At 44.2% G+C, this 15,621-nt stretch carries 8 protein-coding genes and 3 tRNA genes; 2 read left to right on the forward strand and 9 right to left on the reverse strand.

Annotation, left to right across the window (positions count from 1 at the left end):
* Positions 1–1,087: 1,087 nt before the first annotated feature.
* A complete protein-coding gene (gene katG / locus CW735_RS13265; protein ID WP_442855914.1) occupies positions 1,088–3,265 on the forward strand; it encodes a catalase/peroxidase HPI in 2,178 nt (725 codons plus the stop codon).
* A gap of 93 nt (positions 3,266–3,358) precedes the next feature.
* On the forward strand, positions 3,359–5,884 hold the full coding sequence (locus CW735_RS13270; RefSeq protein WP_100972568.1) for an excinuclease ABC subunit UvrA: 2,526 nt from the start codon (positions 3,359–3,361) through the stop codon (positions 5,882–5,884).
* 115 nt (positions 5,885–5,999) lie between these two features.
* Here CW735_RS13270 and CW735_RS13275 read toward each other — a convergent pair whose 3' ends face one another.
* From CW735_RS13275 to CW735_RS13315, 9 genes are all read right to left on the reverse strand, one after another.
* A complete protein-coding gene (locus tag CW735_RS13275) occupies positions 6,000–7,892 on the reverse strand; it encodes a SurA N-terminal domain-containing protein (protein WP_100972570.1) in 1,893 nt (630 codons plus the stop codon).
* A gap of 269 nt (positions 7,893–8,161) precedes the next feature.
* A complete protein-coding gene (hupB, locus tag CW735_RS13280; RefSeq protein ID WP_012518978.1) occupies positions 8,162–8,434 on the reverse strand; it encodes a nucleoid-associated protein HU-beta in 273 nt (90 codons plus the stop codon).
* Between the two features lie 307 nt (positions 8,435–8,741).
* Positions 8,742–11,093 carry an endopeptidase La gene (lon, locus tag CW735_RS13285; RefSeq protein WP_071980131.1) on the reverse strand — a complete coding sequence of 784 codons (2,352 nt, stop codon included), beginning with the start codon at positions 11,091–11,093 and terminating at the stop codon, positions 8,742–8,744.
* Positions 11,094–11,570: 477 nt separating this feature from the next.
* Complete coding sequence (clpX, locus tag CW735_RS13290) at positions 11,571–12,845, reverse strand: ATP-dependent protease ATP-binding subunit ClpX (protein ID WP_071980132.1); 1,275 nt, start codon at positions 12,843–12,845, stop codon at positions 11,571–11,573.
* Positions 12,846–12,919: 74 nt separating this feature from the next.
* Entirely contained in the window at positions 12,920–13,549 is a 630-nt protein-coding gene (clpP, locus tag CW735_RS13295; protein ID WP_071980133.1) for an ATP-dependent Clp endopeptidase proteolytic subunit ClpP, read from the reverse strand.
* Between the two features lie 98 nt (positions 13,550–13,647).
* Entirely contained in the window at positions 13,648–14,952 is a 1,305-nt protein-coding gene (gene tig / locus CW735_RS13300) for a trigger factor (RefSeq protein ID WP_100972572.1), read from the reverse strand.
* Positions 14,953–15,320: 368 nt separating this feature from the next.
* Positions 15,321–15,397: transfer RNA gene (locus CW735_RS13305), tRNA-Pro, on the reverse strand.
* A gap of 42 nt (positions 15,398–15,439) precedes the next feature.
* Positions 15,440–15,524 (reverse strand) — tRNA-Leu (locus CW735_RS13310).
* 7 nt (positions 15,525–15,531) lie between these two features.
* Positions 15,532–15,607: transfer RNA gene (locus CW735_RS13315), tRNA-His, on the reverse strand.
* Between the last annotated feature and the right edge of the window lie 14 nt (positions 15,608–15,621).

Raw genomic sequence — 15,621 nt, forward strand, 5'->3', positions numbered from 1 at the left:
TAACGGTTCATAACCATCTTGTTCAAATCAGTTTATACCAATGGCCTTCGAGGCCGCCGGATTGATGAGACAACAAGGTGCGAACAACCATCAAGGCTAGAAGTCAAATGACTTCATGAAAAAGCCGAATATATGGCAGCAATGAATCACGTTAATAAGTCAACACGGTGTCTTGCAATCGGAGAGGGTCCATATATGGTATAAGAGACGAAGTTTCGTTTAGACCCGTCATTTGTCTAATGCGTGCATCCCAGTAAACGGCCGTAAGAAAGATAAAGGTTTTTCATGATAAAAATAATTGTACTCGTTCCATTAATCTTATCACTACTATGGTTTGGTTATTTACAAGCAAATAAATACACTCTGGAACAAGGCAAACAGGGCTTTCTCTATATTTTGGTTTTGTCTGGAGTTATAGCGCTGTTTTATACCCTTATGATGTTCTTAACACATTAGAAGCAGCCACTCTCCCTCCTCAATCGTTTTTACTGCATGGCGTTTCAGTTTCGCTGCAATGTGGCTGTTTTTAATCGCTGATATTTTCCGGCGTCGTCAACGACATCAATAAGCGGTTCAGTGTCAGCTTCAATACTTGCTTTAAAGTTTCACTTCAATCCTTCCAATGCATAAGACAGCCTCAGAGCATGGCAAGCGCTTTGTTTGCAAGCGCTGTTTAACTGCATATGCATTTGCTCCTAGCGTTGCGTTATGAACTTTACCTACAGGTAGGCGTACCAATGTGTAAAGAGGCGTCTTATGACGCCGTTCAATAACTATACGGCTCTACAAACGGTTTATTCAAGTATATGAGAATATTGAAATAATAAAGCGCTAAGCTTGGTTCTCGACGTTTTATATCGGGATGCTATTAAGCAGACTACTTTTACGCTTTCAGATTGAATTGCCGCCCTTGCTTTAATATGTACTCTGTTACGAATACTCGGTATCAATAAGCAATTAAGGCATTGCCCAAGGAGCTAAACATAAAAGGAAAATCTGCATGTCTGATAAAATGAAGTGCCCCATCGCCGGCGGTTACGAAACGATAGAAAGTAAACGTATTGGTGGTGCAATAGGCACTCCACCTATGAATGCTAATTGGTGGCCAGGTCAACTGCCCATTGAGCTGCTGCATAGCCAATCTCCCGCTGCAAACCCGCTGGGAGAAGATTTTGATTACCCTGCCGCCTTTGCATCTCTTGACCTAGACGCTGTAAAAAAAGATATCTTAGAACTGTTAACTAGCTCTCAAGATTTTTGGCCCGCAGACTACGGCAACTACGGACCGCAAATGATCCGCATGGCGTGGCACTCTGCAGGCTCTTACCGTGTATTTGACGGCAGAGGTGGCTCTGCACAAGGCCTTCAGCGTTTTGCTCCACTTTATTCATGGGAAGATAACGGCAATATTGATAAATCTATCCGTTTACTCCAACCCATCAAACTGAAATACGGCGACAATATATCGTGGGCAGATTTGATCATGCTCACGGGAAATCTCGCTCTTGAGCAAATGGGCTTTAAAACCTTTGGTTTTGGTGGCGGCAGAATTGACTGCTGGGAAGCTGACGATGCGACTTATTGGGGGCCAGAGACTGAAATGGCCACTCAAGACAAACGCTGGACAGGCGAGCCCGGTACCGAAGACTACGATCTTGAAAATCCGCTTGCAGCATCACGTCAATCATTGATTTACGTTCATCCCGAGGGCCCGTTTGGGAATATGGACCCTGTATCTTCAGCCCAAGAAATACGTATCACCTTTGGCAGAATGGGAATGAACGATGAAGAAACCGTTGCTTTAATCGCGGGTGGGCACGCATTTGGAAAGAGTCACGGTGGCTCTGACAAATCTCACCTTGGGCCAGAGCCAAGCGCTGCTCCCATTGAAAGCCAAGGACTTGGTTGGTTAAACAGCAACGGCACGGGTAATGCCCAATACACCACAACGAATGGTATAGAGGGTGCGTGGACATCAAACCCCACACGCTGGGATCATGAGTACCTGAAAAACTTGTTTAAGTTTGAATGGGAACAAACGGAAAGCCCCGCCGGTGGTAAGGCTTGGCGCCCTAAAAATGGAGAGGCAGCAGATCTCATTCCAGATGCACATGTGGAAGGACTTCGCCATCCTCCTATGATGATGACAACAGATATAGCCCTGATAAAAGATCCAGCCTACAAAGAAATATGTGAAAAGTTTTTAGCTGAGCCAGCATTGTTAGACGACGCGTTTGCGAAAGCCTGGTATAAACTGATTCATAGAGACATGGGGCCTAAAAACAGACTACTAGGCCCTGATGTCCCTGATGAGACTCTTATCTGGCAAGATCCCATTCCCAAGTGCGATCACGAGCTTATCGACGAAGACGATATTGCCGCATTAAAGGCGAGCATTCTGGCCAGCGATCAAAGCATATCTGCTCTTGTTAGCGCGGCATGGGCATCGGCCTCTACGTTTAGAAAAACAGACCTTAGGGGCGGCGCAAATGGTGCAAGAGTTCGCCTCGACCCTATGATTAATTGGGAAGTCAATAATCCAAAGCAATTAAAGAGTGTTCTGCACACCCTTGAGGACATTCAAAAAACCTTCAACGATGCGCAAACAAGTAAGCGAGTCTCCTTGGCCGACCTGGTAGTATTAGCTGGTGGCACTGCGATAGAAAAAGCAGCAGAAGAAGCTGGTATCGAAATCATTGTGCCTTTCGACGCCGGTAGAATGGATGCAACGCCAGAACAAACCGATGAGCACAACATATCGTTTCTTGAACCCCACGCAGACGGTTTCAGAAATTATATAAAACCAGGCAGTTCGTTAGAAGATCGTACGGTAGATAGCGAGCGTATGTTAATCGATAGAGCTCATTTATTAGACCTGACTGCGCCAGAGTTGACAGCACTAGTTGGCGGTCTTAGGGTGCTTGATACCAATTTCGACGGCTCTCAGCACGGCGTATTTACGCAAACGCCAGGTGTATTGAGCAATGACTTCTTTGTCAACCTACTCGATATCAACACCAAATGGGCTCCTGTAGACGACAAGAACCAAGTGTTCAATGGTAAAGACGTGGCTACAGGTAAAAAGAAATGGTCGGCTACTCGCTGTGACTTAGTGTTCGGTTCAAACCTGCAATTAAGAGCGGTTTGCGATGTTTACGGAGCATCTACTGGGCATGAAAAGTTTGTGAATGCATTTGTTAAAGCCTGGTATAAAGTAATGAACTTAGATCGTTTCGACTTGCAAAATGAGCATTACCGCTCATAGCTTTTTGAGTAAAAACTGATTTACCTGAAAGCCTAGCCCAAATAGCTAGGCTTTTTATTTTACTGCAAATCAAGGATGGAACACTTTCACGCTATGACTAGCTCGGTAAATGACAATGTGCAAGTGCGCGGAGCGCGCGTTCACAATTTAAAATCTCTCGACGTTGATATCCCAAGAAACTGTATTGTCGCTTTTACAGGGATATCTGGGTCTGGTAAATCTTCTCTCGCATTTGGGACTCTATTTGCCGAAGCGCAGCATCGTTACCTAGACTCAGTATCACCCTATGCTCGACGACTAATAGATCAGATTGAAAAGCCTGAGGTAGACAGTATTGAGGGTTTACCACCAGCAGTTGGACTTCATCAGCATAGGGGGTCTCCTTCAGTGCGTTCTTCAGTAGGTAGTATCACTACCATATCGAACAGCCTTCGCATGCTATATTCCCGCGCCGGTGAATATCCAGAGGGACAGAACATCATCTATGCAGATGCGTTTTCACCTAATACCGTCGAAGGCGCTTGCGATAAATGCCAAGGCATAGGCAAAGTTTTTGATGTTACCGAAGATAAACTGGTACCAGACCCACACCTCTCTATTCGTGAAGGAGCGATAGCGGCTTGGCCAGGTGCATGGCAGGGTAAAAATTTGGTGAGAGTACTACTATCACTGGATATTGATGTAGACATTCCATGGAATGAACTGTCTGCAGACACGCGTCAGTGGATCTTATTTACCGACGAGTCACCTCAAGTTCCTGTTTATGGAAATTATAACTTGGCGCAAACTCGTCGTGCGCTAAAAGACAACGAACCCGCTAGCTATAAGGGAAAGTTTGTCAGCGCAAAAAGCTATGTGCTTGAAACATTCAAATATTCGCAGAAAGAAAAAATAAAGCAGCGTGTTGCCGAGTATTTGAACGTAGCTACCTGTTCTCAATGCAATGGTAAGAAGCTTAAACAGTCGTCGCTCTCTGTAACGCTTTGTGGCAAAGATATTATTGAGTTTTCACGTCTTTCCCTAAGTGATGTTGCTTCACGACTATCTGACTTGCTCGAAAACGTTGCAAACCAACAAAACGAAAAAGCGAAGGTGTTGAATAATATCGCTAACGATATTCTCGCGCGACTTGCTCCAATTATTGCTCTTGGCCTTGGCTATCTCTCTTTAGAACGAAGCACAACTACAGTGTCTGCCGGTGAACTTCAGCGTTTGCGTTTAGCCACACAAATTAAATCTAAACTTTTCGGCGTTGTGTACATTATGGATGAGCCGTCTTCGGGCCTACATCCAAACGACATTGATGCGCTTTTAACGGCTTTTGATGAACTTGTTAGTGCCGGTAATACTGTATTTCTGGTAGAGCATAACGTACGTGTAATAAAGCATGCAGATTGGGTGGTAGATGTGGGCCCTAAAGCTGGAGACGGTGGAGGCCAAGTCGTATTTAACGGCCCAGCAGAAAAGTTAAAAAACGCAACTGAGTCAGAAACATCGCAATTCTTATTTAATAACGCCCTCAGCCTTCCCCGCTTCAATCGCAAACCTACGGGCTGGCTTTCGTTAAAGAATATCTACAAAAATAACTTAAAAGGTTTGGACTGCAAGTTCCCCCTTGGCACGATAACAACAGTAACTGGGTTGTCTGGCTCGGGTAAATCGAGTTTAGTCAGTCACGCCCTAGTTGAATTAATTAAACAGGCGCTTGAAAGCGCTGGCAAAGGTAAGAGCACCGATCGGAGTTTAGATAAAAACTCGCATTTAGACGTTGATGAAACAGCACTTTTAAACAGTGACAAAGACGAGCCTGCTAGTGGACACATAGCAGGTGGCTTGGAGCAGGTAAAACGTCTGGTCGTAGTAAACCAAGCTCCTATCGGCAGAACGCCTCGCTCTAACTTGGCAACATACACAGGTCTTTTCGACCACGTGAGAAAACTATTCGCCGCTACCGCTTCTGCAAAACAGTTGGGCTATAACGCTGGCCGCTTTTCATTTAACACCACTAAGGGTAGATGCGAGAATTGTGAAGGTGTTGGCTTTGTCTCAGTAGAGCTTCTGTTTATGCCAAGCGTTTACTCCCCCTGCCCAGTTTGTCATACAAAACGATACGACGAAGATACGTTATCAGTAACATGGAATGGCCTTTCCATTGCCGATGTTTTATCACTGAGTGTGGCAGAGGCGCACGAGATATTTGCCGACGAAGCACCTATTTGTCGGGCACTAGAGGCATTGCAGCAAGTTGGGCTAGGTTATTTACGGTTAGGTCAACCTGCAACCGAGCTATCTGGTGGCGAAGCCCAGAGAATAAAATTAGCAACCGAATTAAAACGGGTTGAAAAGAAGAACACGCTTTATGTCCTTGATGAGCCTACCACAGGACTGCATCCAGCTGACATAAGCTTGTTAATGGCACATTTGAATACCTTGGTCGATGAAGGCAGCAGCGTAGTTATGGTAGAGCATAATATGCAGGTAGCGTTTGCTAGCGACTACATTATAGATATTGGCCCGGGTGCAGGAGTAGAAGGTGGTGACGTTGTGGCACAAGGAACACCTCAAGAAGTATCGGCAAACAAAAAAAGTAAAACTGCTCCCTTTTTAAACGTCCAATAAAAAGGGCACCTTTCGGTGCCCTCTTGTTTCTATTAGTCGCGCTTTGTACTATTTCGCTGTTTTTACTATGTAGCTCTTTTTACTATCTAGCTTTGCGCAGAATAGAACAGCACGCTTATATGCTTTCAGCGACAGTAACTTCAGCCTGTGAGCGAAGCGCTTCTATATACTGCTCGTACATACGCTGACCGTTCATCTGGCCTAAACGCTCTTTTAAGCTATTGCCTAGTTCAGCTTCTAACACTGGTGCATCGTTAACGCCTTCAAGCTGAACCACAGCTACATCGCCATTTACTGTTGTTGCAACATCGATACTACCATCACCCTCTGGCGCTAGCGTAAACAATGTCTCTACAACAGCAGATGCCAAGTTATTACTATTTCTAGCTACAGCTTGTGCCGTTTCCCAAGACACCGACTTTTCAGAAAATAACGATGATACATCATCACCCGCACGAACCTTACTCGCTACGTTTCTTGCCCATGCCTCCGCTGCTTCTTGCGCTTTTGTTGCTTTTACAGAGGCTTCAATACTTTCTTTAACCTCATCAAGAGACTGTGTGCGTTGAGGCTCGTGTTCGATTACACGAACGGCAACAATATTTTCATCATCTAGTTCAATGATGTCACTATTTACACGTTCATCTATTAGCTCTGGAGAGAAAGCAACCTCTAATACTGCCGGCGAGTTAACACTCTCTGGCACAGAAGTGCGGCTAAACATAGCGGTTTCCTGAACAGGAAGGTTTACAGCATTGGCTGCATCTTCTAACGTATCAGGCACCTCAAACGCAATCTCAGCTAATGTGTTTTGAAGCTCGAAATACTTTTCCATTGCTTGGTCGTAAAGCAATGAATCTCGGATGTCACCAGCAACTTCTTCGAAAGACTTTGTTTGAGCTTCATTGATGTCGGTCAGCTTAATGATGTGAAAACCAAAATCGGTCTCAACAATATCAGAGATATCACCCACACTTTCTAATGAAAAAGCGGCTTCATCAAACGCTGCATCCATCATTTCAGGCGTTATAAAATCAAGATCACCACCGTTTTCTGCAGAAAAAGTATCATCTGAGTTTTCTGACGCCAAAGTGGCAAAATCAGCACCGTCATCAAGTTGTGCTTTCAGCGCTTCAATTTCTGCTCTTGCGGCATCAACATCATCACCTGACTCAATTAGGATATGTGATACACGACGCTCTTCTTCTTTTCCGTAGCTCGCTAAGTTATTCTCATAGTAAGTGCGCACTGCATCTTCATCAACAGATACTCTGCTCTTAAGGTCTTCTACGCTCAACTTCACGTAAGCTAACTTTACTTTCTCTTCTGTATCAAAAGAGGCAATATTGTTGTTGTAGAAGGCATTGATGTCTTCTTCGCTCACTTCTACGCTATCAGCAAAAGCATCAGCACTTACAACTGCATATTTTGCATCACGAGTTTGACGTTGTAATGTATTTGCTAGCTCTACTTCGCTGTCCAGAGAGAACGCAGACGTTGTTAACGCCGCGGCTAACTGATTTTGCGTCATTTGAATACGAAGATAATTGCGAAAGTCCGTGGGGCTAAAACCATTTTGACGGAGAATAGTTTGGAAGCGTTCATTATCAAATTGACCACCAAACTGAAATTCAGGCATTTGAACAATCGTTTCTCTAATTTGCTCGTCACTAACGCGTAGGCCCAGTTCCGTCGCCTGCTGCTGTATAAGCTTCTCGGCAATTAGACGATCTAAAGCGTTACGGCGGAAGTTAGCCAAGTACTCTTCACTTGAGAAAAGCTGAGCGACACTCTCGCCAAACTGCGACTCCATTTGTGCCCGCTGGTTTTGATAGGCACGGTCTAGCTCTTGGGCCGATATTTCTTCGCCATTTACTGTGGCCACCGCTGAGGTGCCTGGTGATGTAAGGTAGCTACCCACACCCGCAAATACGAAACTCAAAACGATTAGCGCAATGATTGCCATCGCCCATGGGCCTTGAGAACCTTCTCTGATTCTTTCTAGCATGATTATTCTTCAACTCCGTTGCTTACTACTGATACCCGATTAACTCTTTAAGCTAGTTATGAGAAAGATTAACCGATGGTAAATAAGCGATGATTATAACCTAATGCCGATGAAGATAAACGACCTAAAACAACTAATCTGTGTGTTCCGAAGACAGTTTTATCACGTTTACCGAAAAGCAAACCTATTCGCGGCGGGGTTATTGATTATGTTACTGACAAATAAAAAAGGCGATGGACCAGCCATCGCCTTTTTCTATATTTTTTAACTTAGTTACAAGCATCTTTCAGAGCTTTACCGGCTTTGAAAGATGGAACTTTCGCAGCTGAAATCTGAATAGTCTCACCAGTTTGTGGGTTACGGCCACTGCGAGCTGAACGTTCGCGAACTGAGAAAGTACCAAAGCCTACTAGTGCTACTTGGTCGCCGTCTTTAAGCGCGGCTGTTACTGAGTCAGTGAATGCGTCAAGCGCGCGCCCAGCAGCTGCTTTAGAAATATCTGCACCAGCAGCGATTTGGTCGATAAGTTGAGACTTGTTCACTATTATGATCCCCTTCGATTGTTATTATACTGTTTGTCCAAAATTATGATTGGACGTTATAACAAGCTTGATTGTTAACATCAAGCATCTGTCACAATTAATTAACTTTTAAAATTAACCGCTGCAATCCCTTTTGTGGCAAGGCTTCAAGCGATAACCATTTTAAGGTAACACAACTTTTCAGTCTTGAAAGCCCTAATTTGGAAAAAATCAGCAATTCTTTAATTTTACGTACATTTTTTAATCAAAAATTGAAAATAATCGGCTGCAACCCTTTAAAATCAAGCATTGCAGCCAACTAGATTTGCTATTTATTCACCACTTCAAAGCTTTCTACCGGCTCCTGAAGTGCAATATCTAGCACATCATCAATCCACTGTACTGGGTGAATAGACAAATCTTTTTTCACGTTATCTGGAATTTCTTCTAGATCGCGCTCGTTATCTTTTGGAATAACGACGGTTTTTATACCACCTCGGTGAGCCGCTAAAAGCTTCTCTTTTAGACCGCCTATGGCCAATACTTCGCCACGCAATGTAATCTCACCAGTCATGGCTACATCACACTTCACAGGGTTACCTGTAAGAGAAGACACTAACGCGGTGCACATGGCAATACCGGCACTTGGTCCATCTTTTGGCGTTGCTCCTTCTGGAACATGCACATGAATATCGCGTTTTTCGTAAAAGTCGCTGTTAATGCGCAGTTTATCAGCACGACTCCTCACAACTGTCATAGCCGCTTTGATAGACTCCTGCATAACATCGCCAAGGGAACCGGTGGAGGTCATTTTACCTTTACCAGGTACCGATGTTGTCTCGATTGTCAGTAAGTCACCACCTACTTGCGTCCACGCCAAACCGGTAACCTGACCAATTTGGTTGTCTTTATCCGCTTTGCCATAGTCGAAGCGCTGTACGCCAAGATAATCTTTTAAGTTATCTTGAGTAACCGATACCTTGCCTTTGCTCTTCTTGAGTAGAATATCTTTAACCGCCTTACGACAGACTTTAGAAACTTCCCTTTCAAGGCTACGAACCCCGGCTTCCCGAGTATAATAACGAATCATACCAATCACTGCCGAATCGGTAATTTCTAGTTCTTTCGCCTTTAAGCCATTGCGCTCCATTTGCTTACCTATAAGATGGTTTTTCGCAATGTTAAGCTTCTCATCTTCGGTGTAACCAGACAGACGAATAACTTCCATACGATCTAATAATGGACCGGGAATATTCATACTGTTTGATGTTGCCACGAACATAACGTCTGAAAGGTCGTAGTCTACTTCTAAATAATGATCGCTAAAGCTGTTGTTCTGCTCTGGGTCGAGTACTTCTAAAAGCGCTGAGGCGGGGTCACCGCGCATATCCGACGAAATCTTATCAATTTCATCTAGCAAGAATAATGGGTTTTTCACCCCGACTTTTGCCATTTTTTGCACTAGTTTACCAGGTAACGAACCTATGTAAGTACGGCGGTGACCGCGAATTTCAGCTTCGTCTCTCACGCCACCTAAGGCCATGCGAACATACTTTCTGCCAGTCGCTTTCGCAACAGATTGCCCAAGGGAAGTTTTACCTACACCAGGAGGCCCAACAAGACACAAAATAGGCCCTTTCAGTTTTTTCACGCGCTGCTGAACGGCGAGATATTCAAGAATGCGCTCTTTAACTTTTTCCAACCCGTAGTGATCTTCATTAAGAACACTTTCCGCTCTCGCTAAGTCTTTCTTCACAGGTGAGCGTTTATTCCACGGCACATTGGTAAGCCACTCGATATAGCTACGCAGCACGGTAGCCTCAGCAGACATTGGAGACATCATCTTCAATTTTTGAAGCTCAGCCTTGGCCTTGTCTTCCGCCTCTTTTGGCATCTTCGCGTCGGCAATCTTTTTAGCTAGCGTCTCAAATTCGTCTGGAGCATCGTCAAGCTCGCCAAGTTCTTTTTGAATGGCTTTCATTTGCTCATTCAAATAGTACTCACGCTGGCTCTTTTCCATTTGCTTTTTAACGCGTGTGCGAATTTTCTTCTCTACCTGCAGCAGATCGATTTCGCCTTCCATCAACGCCATTAAGTATTCAAGGCGCTCGTTAACGCCCTGCATCTCTAAGACCTTTTGCTTTTCAGCAAGCTTGAGCGGCATATGCGCAGCCATGGTGTCAGCTAGCCTAGCAGCGTCTTCAATCCCAGTTAGCGAAGTAAGAACCTCTGGTGGAATTTTTTTGTTAAGCTTTACATAACCTTCAAACTGAGACACAGCAGAGCGAATAAGTACTTCTTGCTCACTTTCTTCAATGCTCTCATCATCAAGCTGATCTACATTGGCAACAAAGTACGGCTCTGATTGCTTATAGCTTTCGATTTGGCCGCGTACGCTCCCCTCAACCAGCACTTTTACTGTGCCATCAGGCAATTTCAATAGCTGCAGTATGGTCGCTATTGTACCAACGGTATAAATATCATCAGACTCGGGCTCATCTACGCCAGCGTCTTTTTGTGCTACTAAGAAAATTTGTTTGTCGTTCTCCATTGCCGCTTCTAGGCAACGGATAGATTTTTCACGCCCTACAAAAAGGGGTATGACCATATGCGGGTATACGACGACGTCCCGCAGGGCAAGCACAGGAATTTCAATGCGATTTTCACGCTCAACTGTCATACTTGTTCTCAATTAGTTTTCCGATGTCGTTTTATATGGGGATGTAAGGGCAAAGTTCAATCAAAACTTATTAAAGTGCGTTAATTCCCTACACCCTACTCTCAAATGTCTCTTTTCGGGACATTTTTACTACGTGAACTACACGAAACCGATACAAATATTATTGATATCGAAGCACTTTAAATCGCAATTTTTAGATGTTCACCTGACAACCATTATCGATTTTTGCGCTGATGGCAACCGTTTGATAGTAAATCTAGAATAAAGGATAGTTTTTTAGGGCGCATTCGCTTAAATAACGACCAAAAATAGGATTTGTTTGCGTCAAAGACTTATTCACGATGCCGCACATCTATAGCAACACATACGCTTTAAAAGCAAAAAAGGCCCCGAAGGACCTTTTTAAATAATCAAACCCGTAAAACACTCACTAGGTTGATGGATTCTGTTTGCGACAATATTTGCGTGTTAAAGCAATTATTCAGACGCCGCTTTTTTCTCATTACTGTCGTAAATCAAAATAGGCTTAGACTCGCCGCGGATAACGGTTTCGTCAATTACCACCTTACTCACATCTTCCGTAGAAGGTAGGTCGTACATTGTCTCTAGCAACACTGCCTCAACAATTGAGCGAAGACCACGTGCTCCAGTTTTGCGCTCCATTGCTTTTTTTGCAATCGCATTAAGCGCATCTTCACGGAATTCAAGCTCAACATCTTCCATAGAGAATAGCGCACCGTACTGCTTAGTAATCGCATTTTTTGGCTCGCGAAGAATCTGTATAAGCGCTTCTTCGTTAAGCTCTTCTAAGCTGGTTACAACCGGTAGACGACCAATAAACTCTGGAATAAGGCCATATTTGACCAAATCTTCTGGCTCAACTTGCTTAAACAATTCACTAATTTGCTTGCCGTTTTCTTTAGATTTAACCGTTGCGCCAAAACCAATGCCGGTGTCCTTCTGAGCACGTTGCTCGATAACTTTATCAAGTCCAGCAAATGCACCGCCACAAATAAACAGGATCTTCGACGTATCAACCTGCAAAAACTCTTGCTGAGGATGCTTGCGGCCACCTTGAGGAGGAACAGACGCTACTGTGCCTTCAATAAGTTTAAGCAAGGCCTGTTGTACACCCTCGCCCGACACATCACGAGTTATAGACGGGTTGTCTGACTTGCGTGAAATTTTATCGATTTCATCAATATAGACAATACCACGCTGCGCTTTCTCTACGTCGTAATCACATTTCTGAAGGAGCTTCTGAATAATGTTTTCAACATCTTCACCTACGTAGCCCGCCTCAGTTAACGTTGTGGCATCGGCCATGGTAAACGGCACATCCAATAGCCTAGCAAGCGTTTCTGCTAGAAGCGTTTTACCACTCCCTGTAGGCCCTATAAGAAGAATGTTACTTTTACCAAGCTCTACACCGTCGTGAACGTCGCCGTTGCGCAAACGCTTGTAGTGGTTGTAAACCGCAACAGAGAGCACTTTTTTAGCGTGATCTTGCCCTATGACATAATCATTTAAATGCTCGTGAATTTCTGCTGGTTTAGGTAAAGCATCCTGCTTTTGCTTAGGCGCAATTTCCTTTATTTCTTCGCGAATGATATCGTTACATAACTCAACACACTCGTCGCAAATGAATACGGACGGCCCCGCTATCAGCTTTCTCACTTCATGCTGGCTTTTGCCACAAAATGAGCAGTAGAGTAGCTTGTTATCGCCGTCACCGCTTTGCTTATCACTCATTACTTTTGCCTCTGCCTTGCCTGAGCCTTAGACCAAATCACACATAATGTTGGCTCAGATTTACTATAACTATACTACTTTGTTGCAGCAACGTCAGAACGGTTTGCTAAAACTTGGTCAACAAGTCCATATTCTTTCGCATCGGACGCATTTAAGAAGTTATCGCGATCCGTATCTTTAGCTACTTTCTCGTAGTCCTGGCCGGTGTGCTCAGCCATTAGGCGATTCAATTTCTCTTTAATGTAGAGTATTTCTTTCGCATGTATTTCAAAATCTGACGCTTGGCCCTGGAAGCCGCCAAGTGGTTGGTGAATCATAACGCGAGAATTTGGTAGGCAATAACGCTTCCCTTTTGCACCTGCAGATAGCAGGAACGCGCCCATACTTGCCGCTTGCCCCATACATACAGTGCTTACGTCAGGTTTGATAAAATTCATTGTATCGTAGATTGCCATACCGGCTGACACCGATCCGCCTGGCGAGTTGATATAAAGGAAAATGTCTTTTTCTGGATTTTCCGCTTCTAAGAACAACATTTGTGCAACGATGAGGTTGGCCATGTGATCTTCAACTTGCCCCACTAAGAAAATAACGTTTTCTTTTAATAGGCGAGAATAAATGTCGTAAGAGCGTTCACCTTTAGAGGTCTGCTCTACTACCATTGGAACAAGTGCATTCATAGGGTCAAACGGAGTGTTAGTCATAACTACCTTTATTATCTAGCGTTAAAAACAAAAATGCTCGGAAGGCTCCGAGCATTTAAGCAGTTGCTGACAAGTAATGTCAATCAGACAGTAAAAAATTACGCCTGTTTGTTCATTACCTCGTCAAAAGCTTTTGTTACTTCAGTAACATTCGCTTGCTCAAGAACCCACTCGATAGCTTGCTCTTCAAGCGCAACGTTTTGCATTTGCTGCATTAGCTCTTGGTTGTTGTTGTAGTACTCTACAACTTCACTTGGATCTTCGTACGCTGAAGCCGCAGTTTCGATCATCTCTTTAACGCGTTCTTCGTCTGCTTTAAGCTCGTTTTGCTTAATAACTTCACCAAGTAAAAGACCAATAGACACACGACGCTTGGCGTTGTCAGTAAACAATTCTGCAGGCAGGTCTGGTAAATTCTGACCACCGCCTTGCTGACTAAAACGCTGTTTTGCCTGTTCGCGAAGTGTATCAACTTCTTGGTCGATAAGTGCTTGAGGAACTTCAATTTCGTTGGCTTCAACAAGCTTAGAAATAACGTCTTCTTTCACTTTGGCTTTCAAGGTTTGGTCTAGTTCGCGCTGCATATTCTTGCGCACTTCAGCTTTAAGTGCGTCAACACCGCCTTCCTCTACACCAAACAGTGTTGCAAACTCTTCGTCTACTTTAGGAAGAGATTGACCTTCAACTTTCTTCACTGTTGCTTGGAATACCGCGTCTTTACCTTTAAGGTTTTCAGCATGGTAGTCTTCAGGGAAAGTCACTTCAATAGTTACTTCTTCGCCTGCTTTAGCACCAACAAGTGGCTTTTCAAAGCCAGGAATCATTCGGCCTTGGCCTAATTCTAGTGCGAAGTCTTCAGCTTTTCCGCCTTCAAACTCTTCGCCGTCAATAGTGCCAACAAAGTCGATAACAACTTTATCGTCTTTCTTCGCTTTGCGCTTAACTTCTTTCCAAGTCGCGTGCTGCTTTTGGAGCGTTTCCATCATGTTATCAAGATCTTCGTCAGTAATCTCAACTACTGGCTTTTCAATCTCAATATCACCTAAACCTTTAACTTCCACTTCAGGATAAACTTCGAAAGACGCCGTGAACTCAAGGTCCTTGCCATCTTCGTCTGTGGTCAAATCGAACTTCGGCATACCAGCAGGTTGAATCTTCTCTTGGATTACTGCTTGGTAGAAGTTTTGCTGCATAACATCGCCAGATACTTCTTGACGAACTGCTTGGCCGAAACGTTTTTTGATTACGCTTACTGGCACTTTTCCTGGGCGGAAGCCGTTGATGCGCTGTGTTTTCGCCAACTGTTGTAGGCGTGATTTAACTGCTGAATCAACCGCGTCAGCTGGAACGGTGATAGTAAGACGGCGTTCTAAACCCTGGGTCGTCTCGACTGAAACTTGCATTATATTACCTCAACTATACGCCTTTTAAGGCGTTTTGTTCTCAATCCACTCACCCGCCATGCTTTTAGGCACATCACTCGGGGAAGAGGTCGTTAAAATTCGTTTATGGTTTCAAAGTGGTGAGAATTCAAGTGTAGAAACAGAATTCATATATAAAACACACAATTTGAAATAAACGCATTGGTTAAAAAAAGACGCGGTAGTATACAGCCGCACACGATGAGAGTCGAGAGGGAAACACAAGTTTGTAGCGCCGATCTGTTTGGATAACCCACAGGTAGTGGAATTATTGCATCAAAACAGAAAGTTTTGGCTCGTTTGCCGGATTAGCGAATACGCTGAAATTTGAAAGTATAGGGAAAAAGTAGTGGTCGGTGAGACAGGATTTGAACCTGCGACCCCTTGTACCCAAAACAAGTGCGCTACCAAGCTGCGCCACTCACCGACTGTAAATACTGAAAGAGCTTTTGAAAGAAGCTTGAAACTATGGTGCGGAAGGAGAGACTTGAACTCTCACGCCGTGAAGCACTGGAACCTAAATCCAGCGTGTCTACCAATTCCACCACTCCCGCGAAAAAGTGGGGTGGACGATGGGACTTGAACCCACGACAACCGGAATCACAATCCGGGGCTCTACCAACTGAGCTACGCCCACCACTGAGGTGTTTG

The organism is Alteromonas sp. MB-3u-76, from assembly GCF_002831605.1.
In the GTDB taxonomy this organism is placed as follows: Bacteria; Pseudomonadota; Gammaproteobacteria; order Enterobacterales; family Alteromonadaceae; genus Alteromonas; species Alteromonas hispanica.

What these genes read in the sequence shown, in the direction of transcription:
- katG (WP_442855914.1), top strand. Translation starts at nt 1,088, where the DNA reads ATGAATGCTAATTGGTGGCCAGGTCAACTGCCCATTGAGCTGCTGCAT.
- CW735_RS13270 (WP_100972568.1), top strand. Translation starts at nt 3,359, where the DNA reads ATGACTAGCTCGGTAAATGACAATGTGCAAGTGCGCGGAGCGCGCGTT.
- CW735_RS13275 (WP_100972570.1), bottom strand. Translation starts at nt 7,892, where the DNA reads ATGCTAGAAAGAATCAGAGAAGGTTCTCAAGGCCCATGGGCGATGGCA.
- lon (WP_071980131.1), bottom strand. Translation starts at nt 11,093, where the DNA reads ATGACAGTTGAGCGTGAAAATCGCATTGAAATTCCTGTGCTTGCCCTG.
- clpX (WP_071980132.1), bottom strand. Translation starts at nt 12,845, where the DNA reads ATGAGTGATAAGCAAAGCGGTGACGGCGATAACAAGCTACTCTACTGC.
- clpP (WP_071980133.1), bottom strand. Translation starts at nt 13,549, where the DNA reads ATGACTAACACTCCGTTTGACCCTATGAATGCACTTGTTCCAATGGTA.
- tig (WP_100972572.1), bottom strand. Translation starts at nt 14,952, where the DNA reads ATGCAAGTTTCAGTCGAGACGACCCAGGGTTTAGAACGCCGTCTTACT.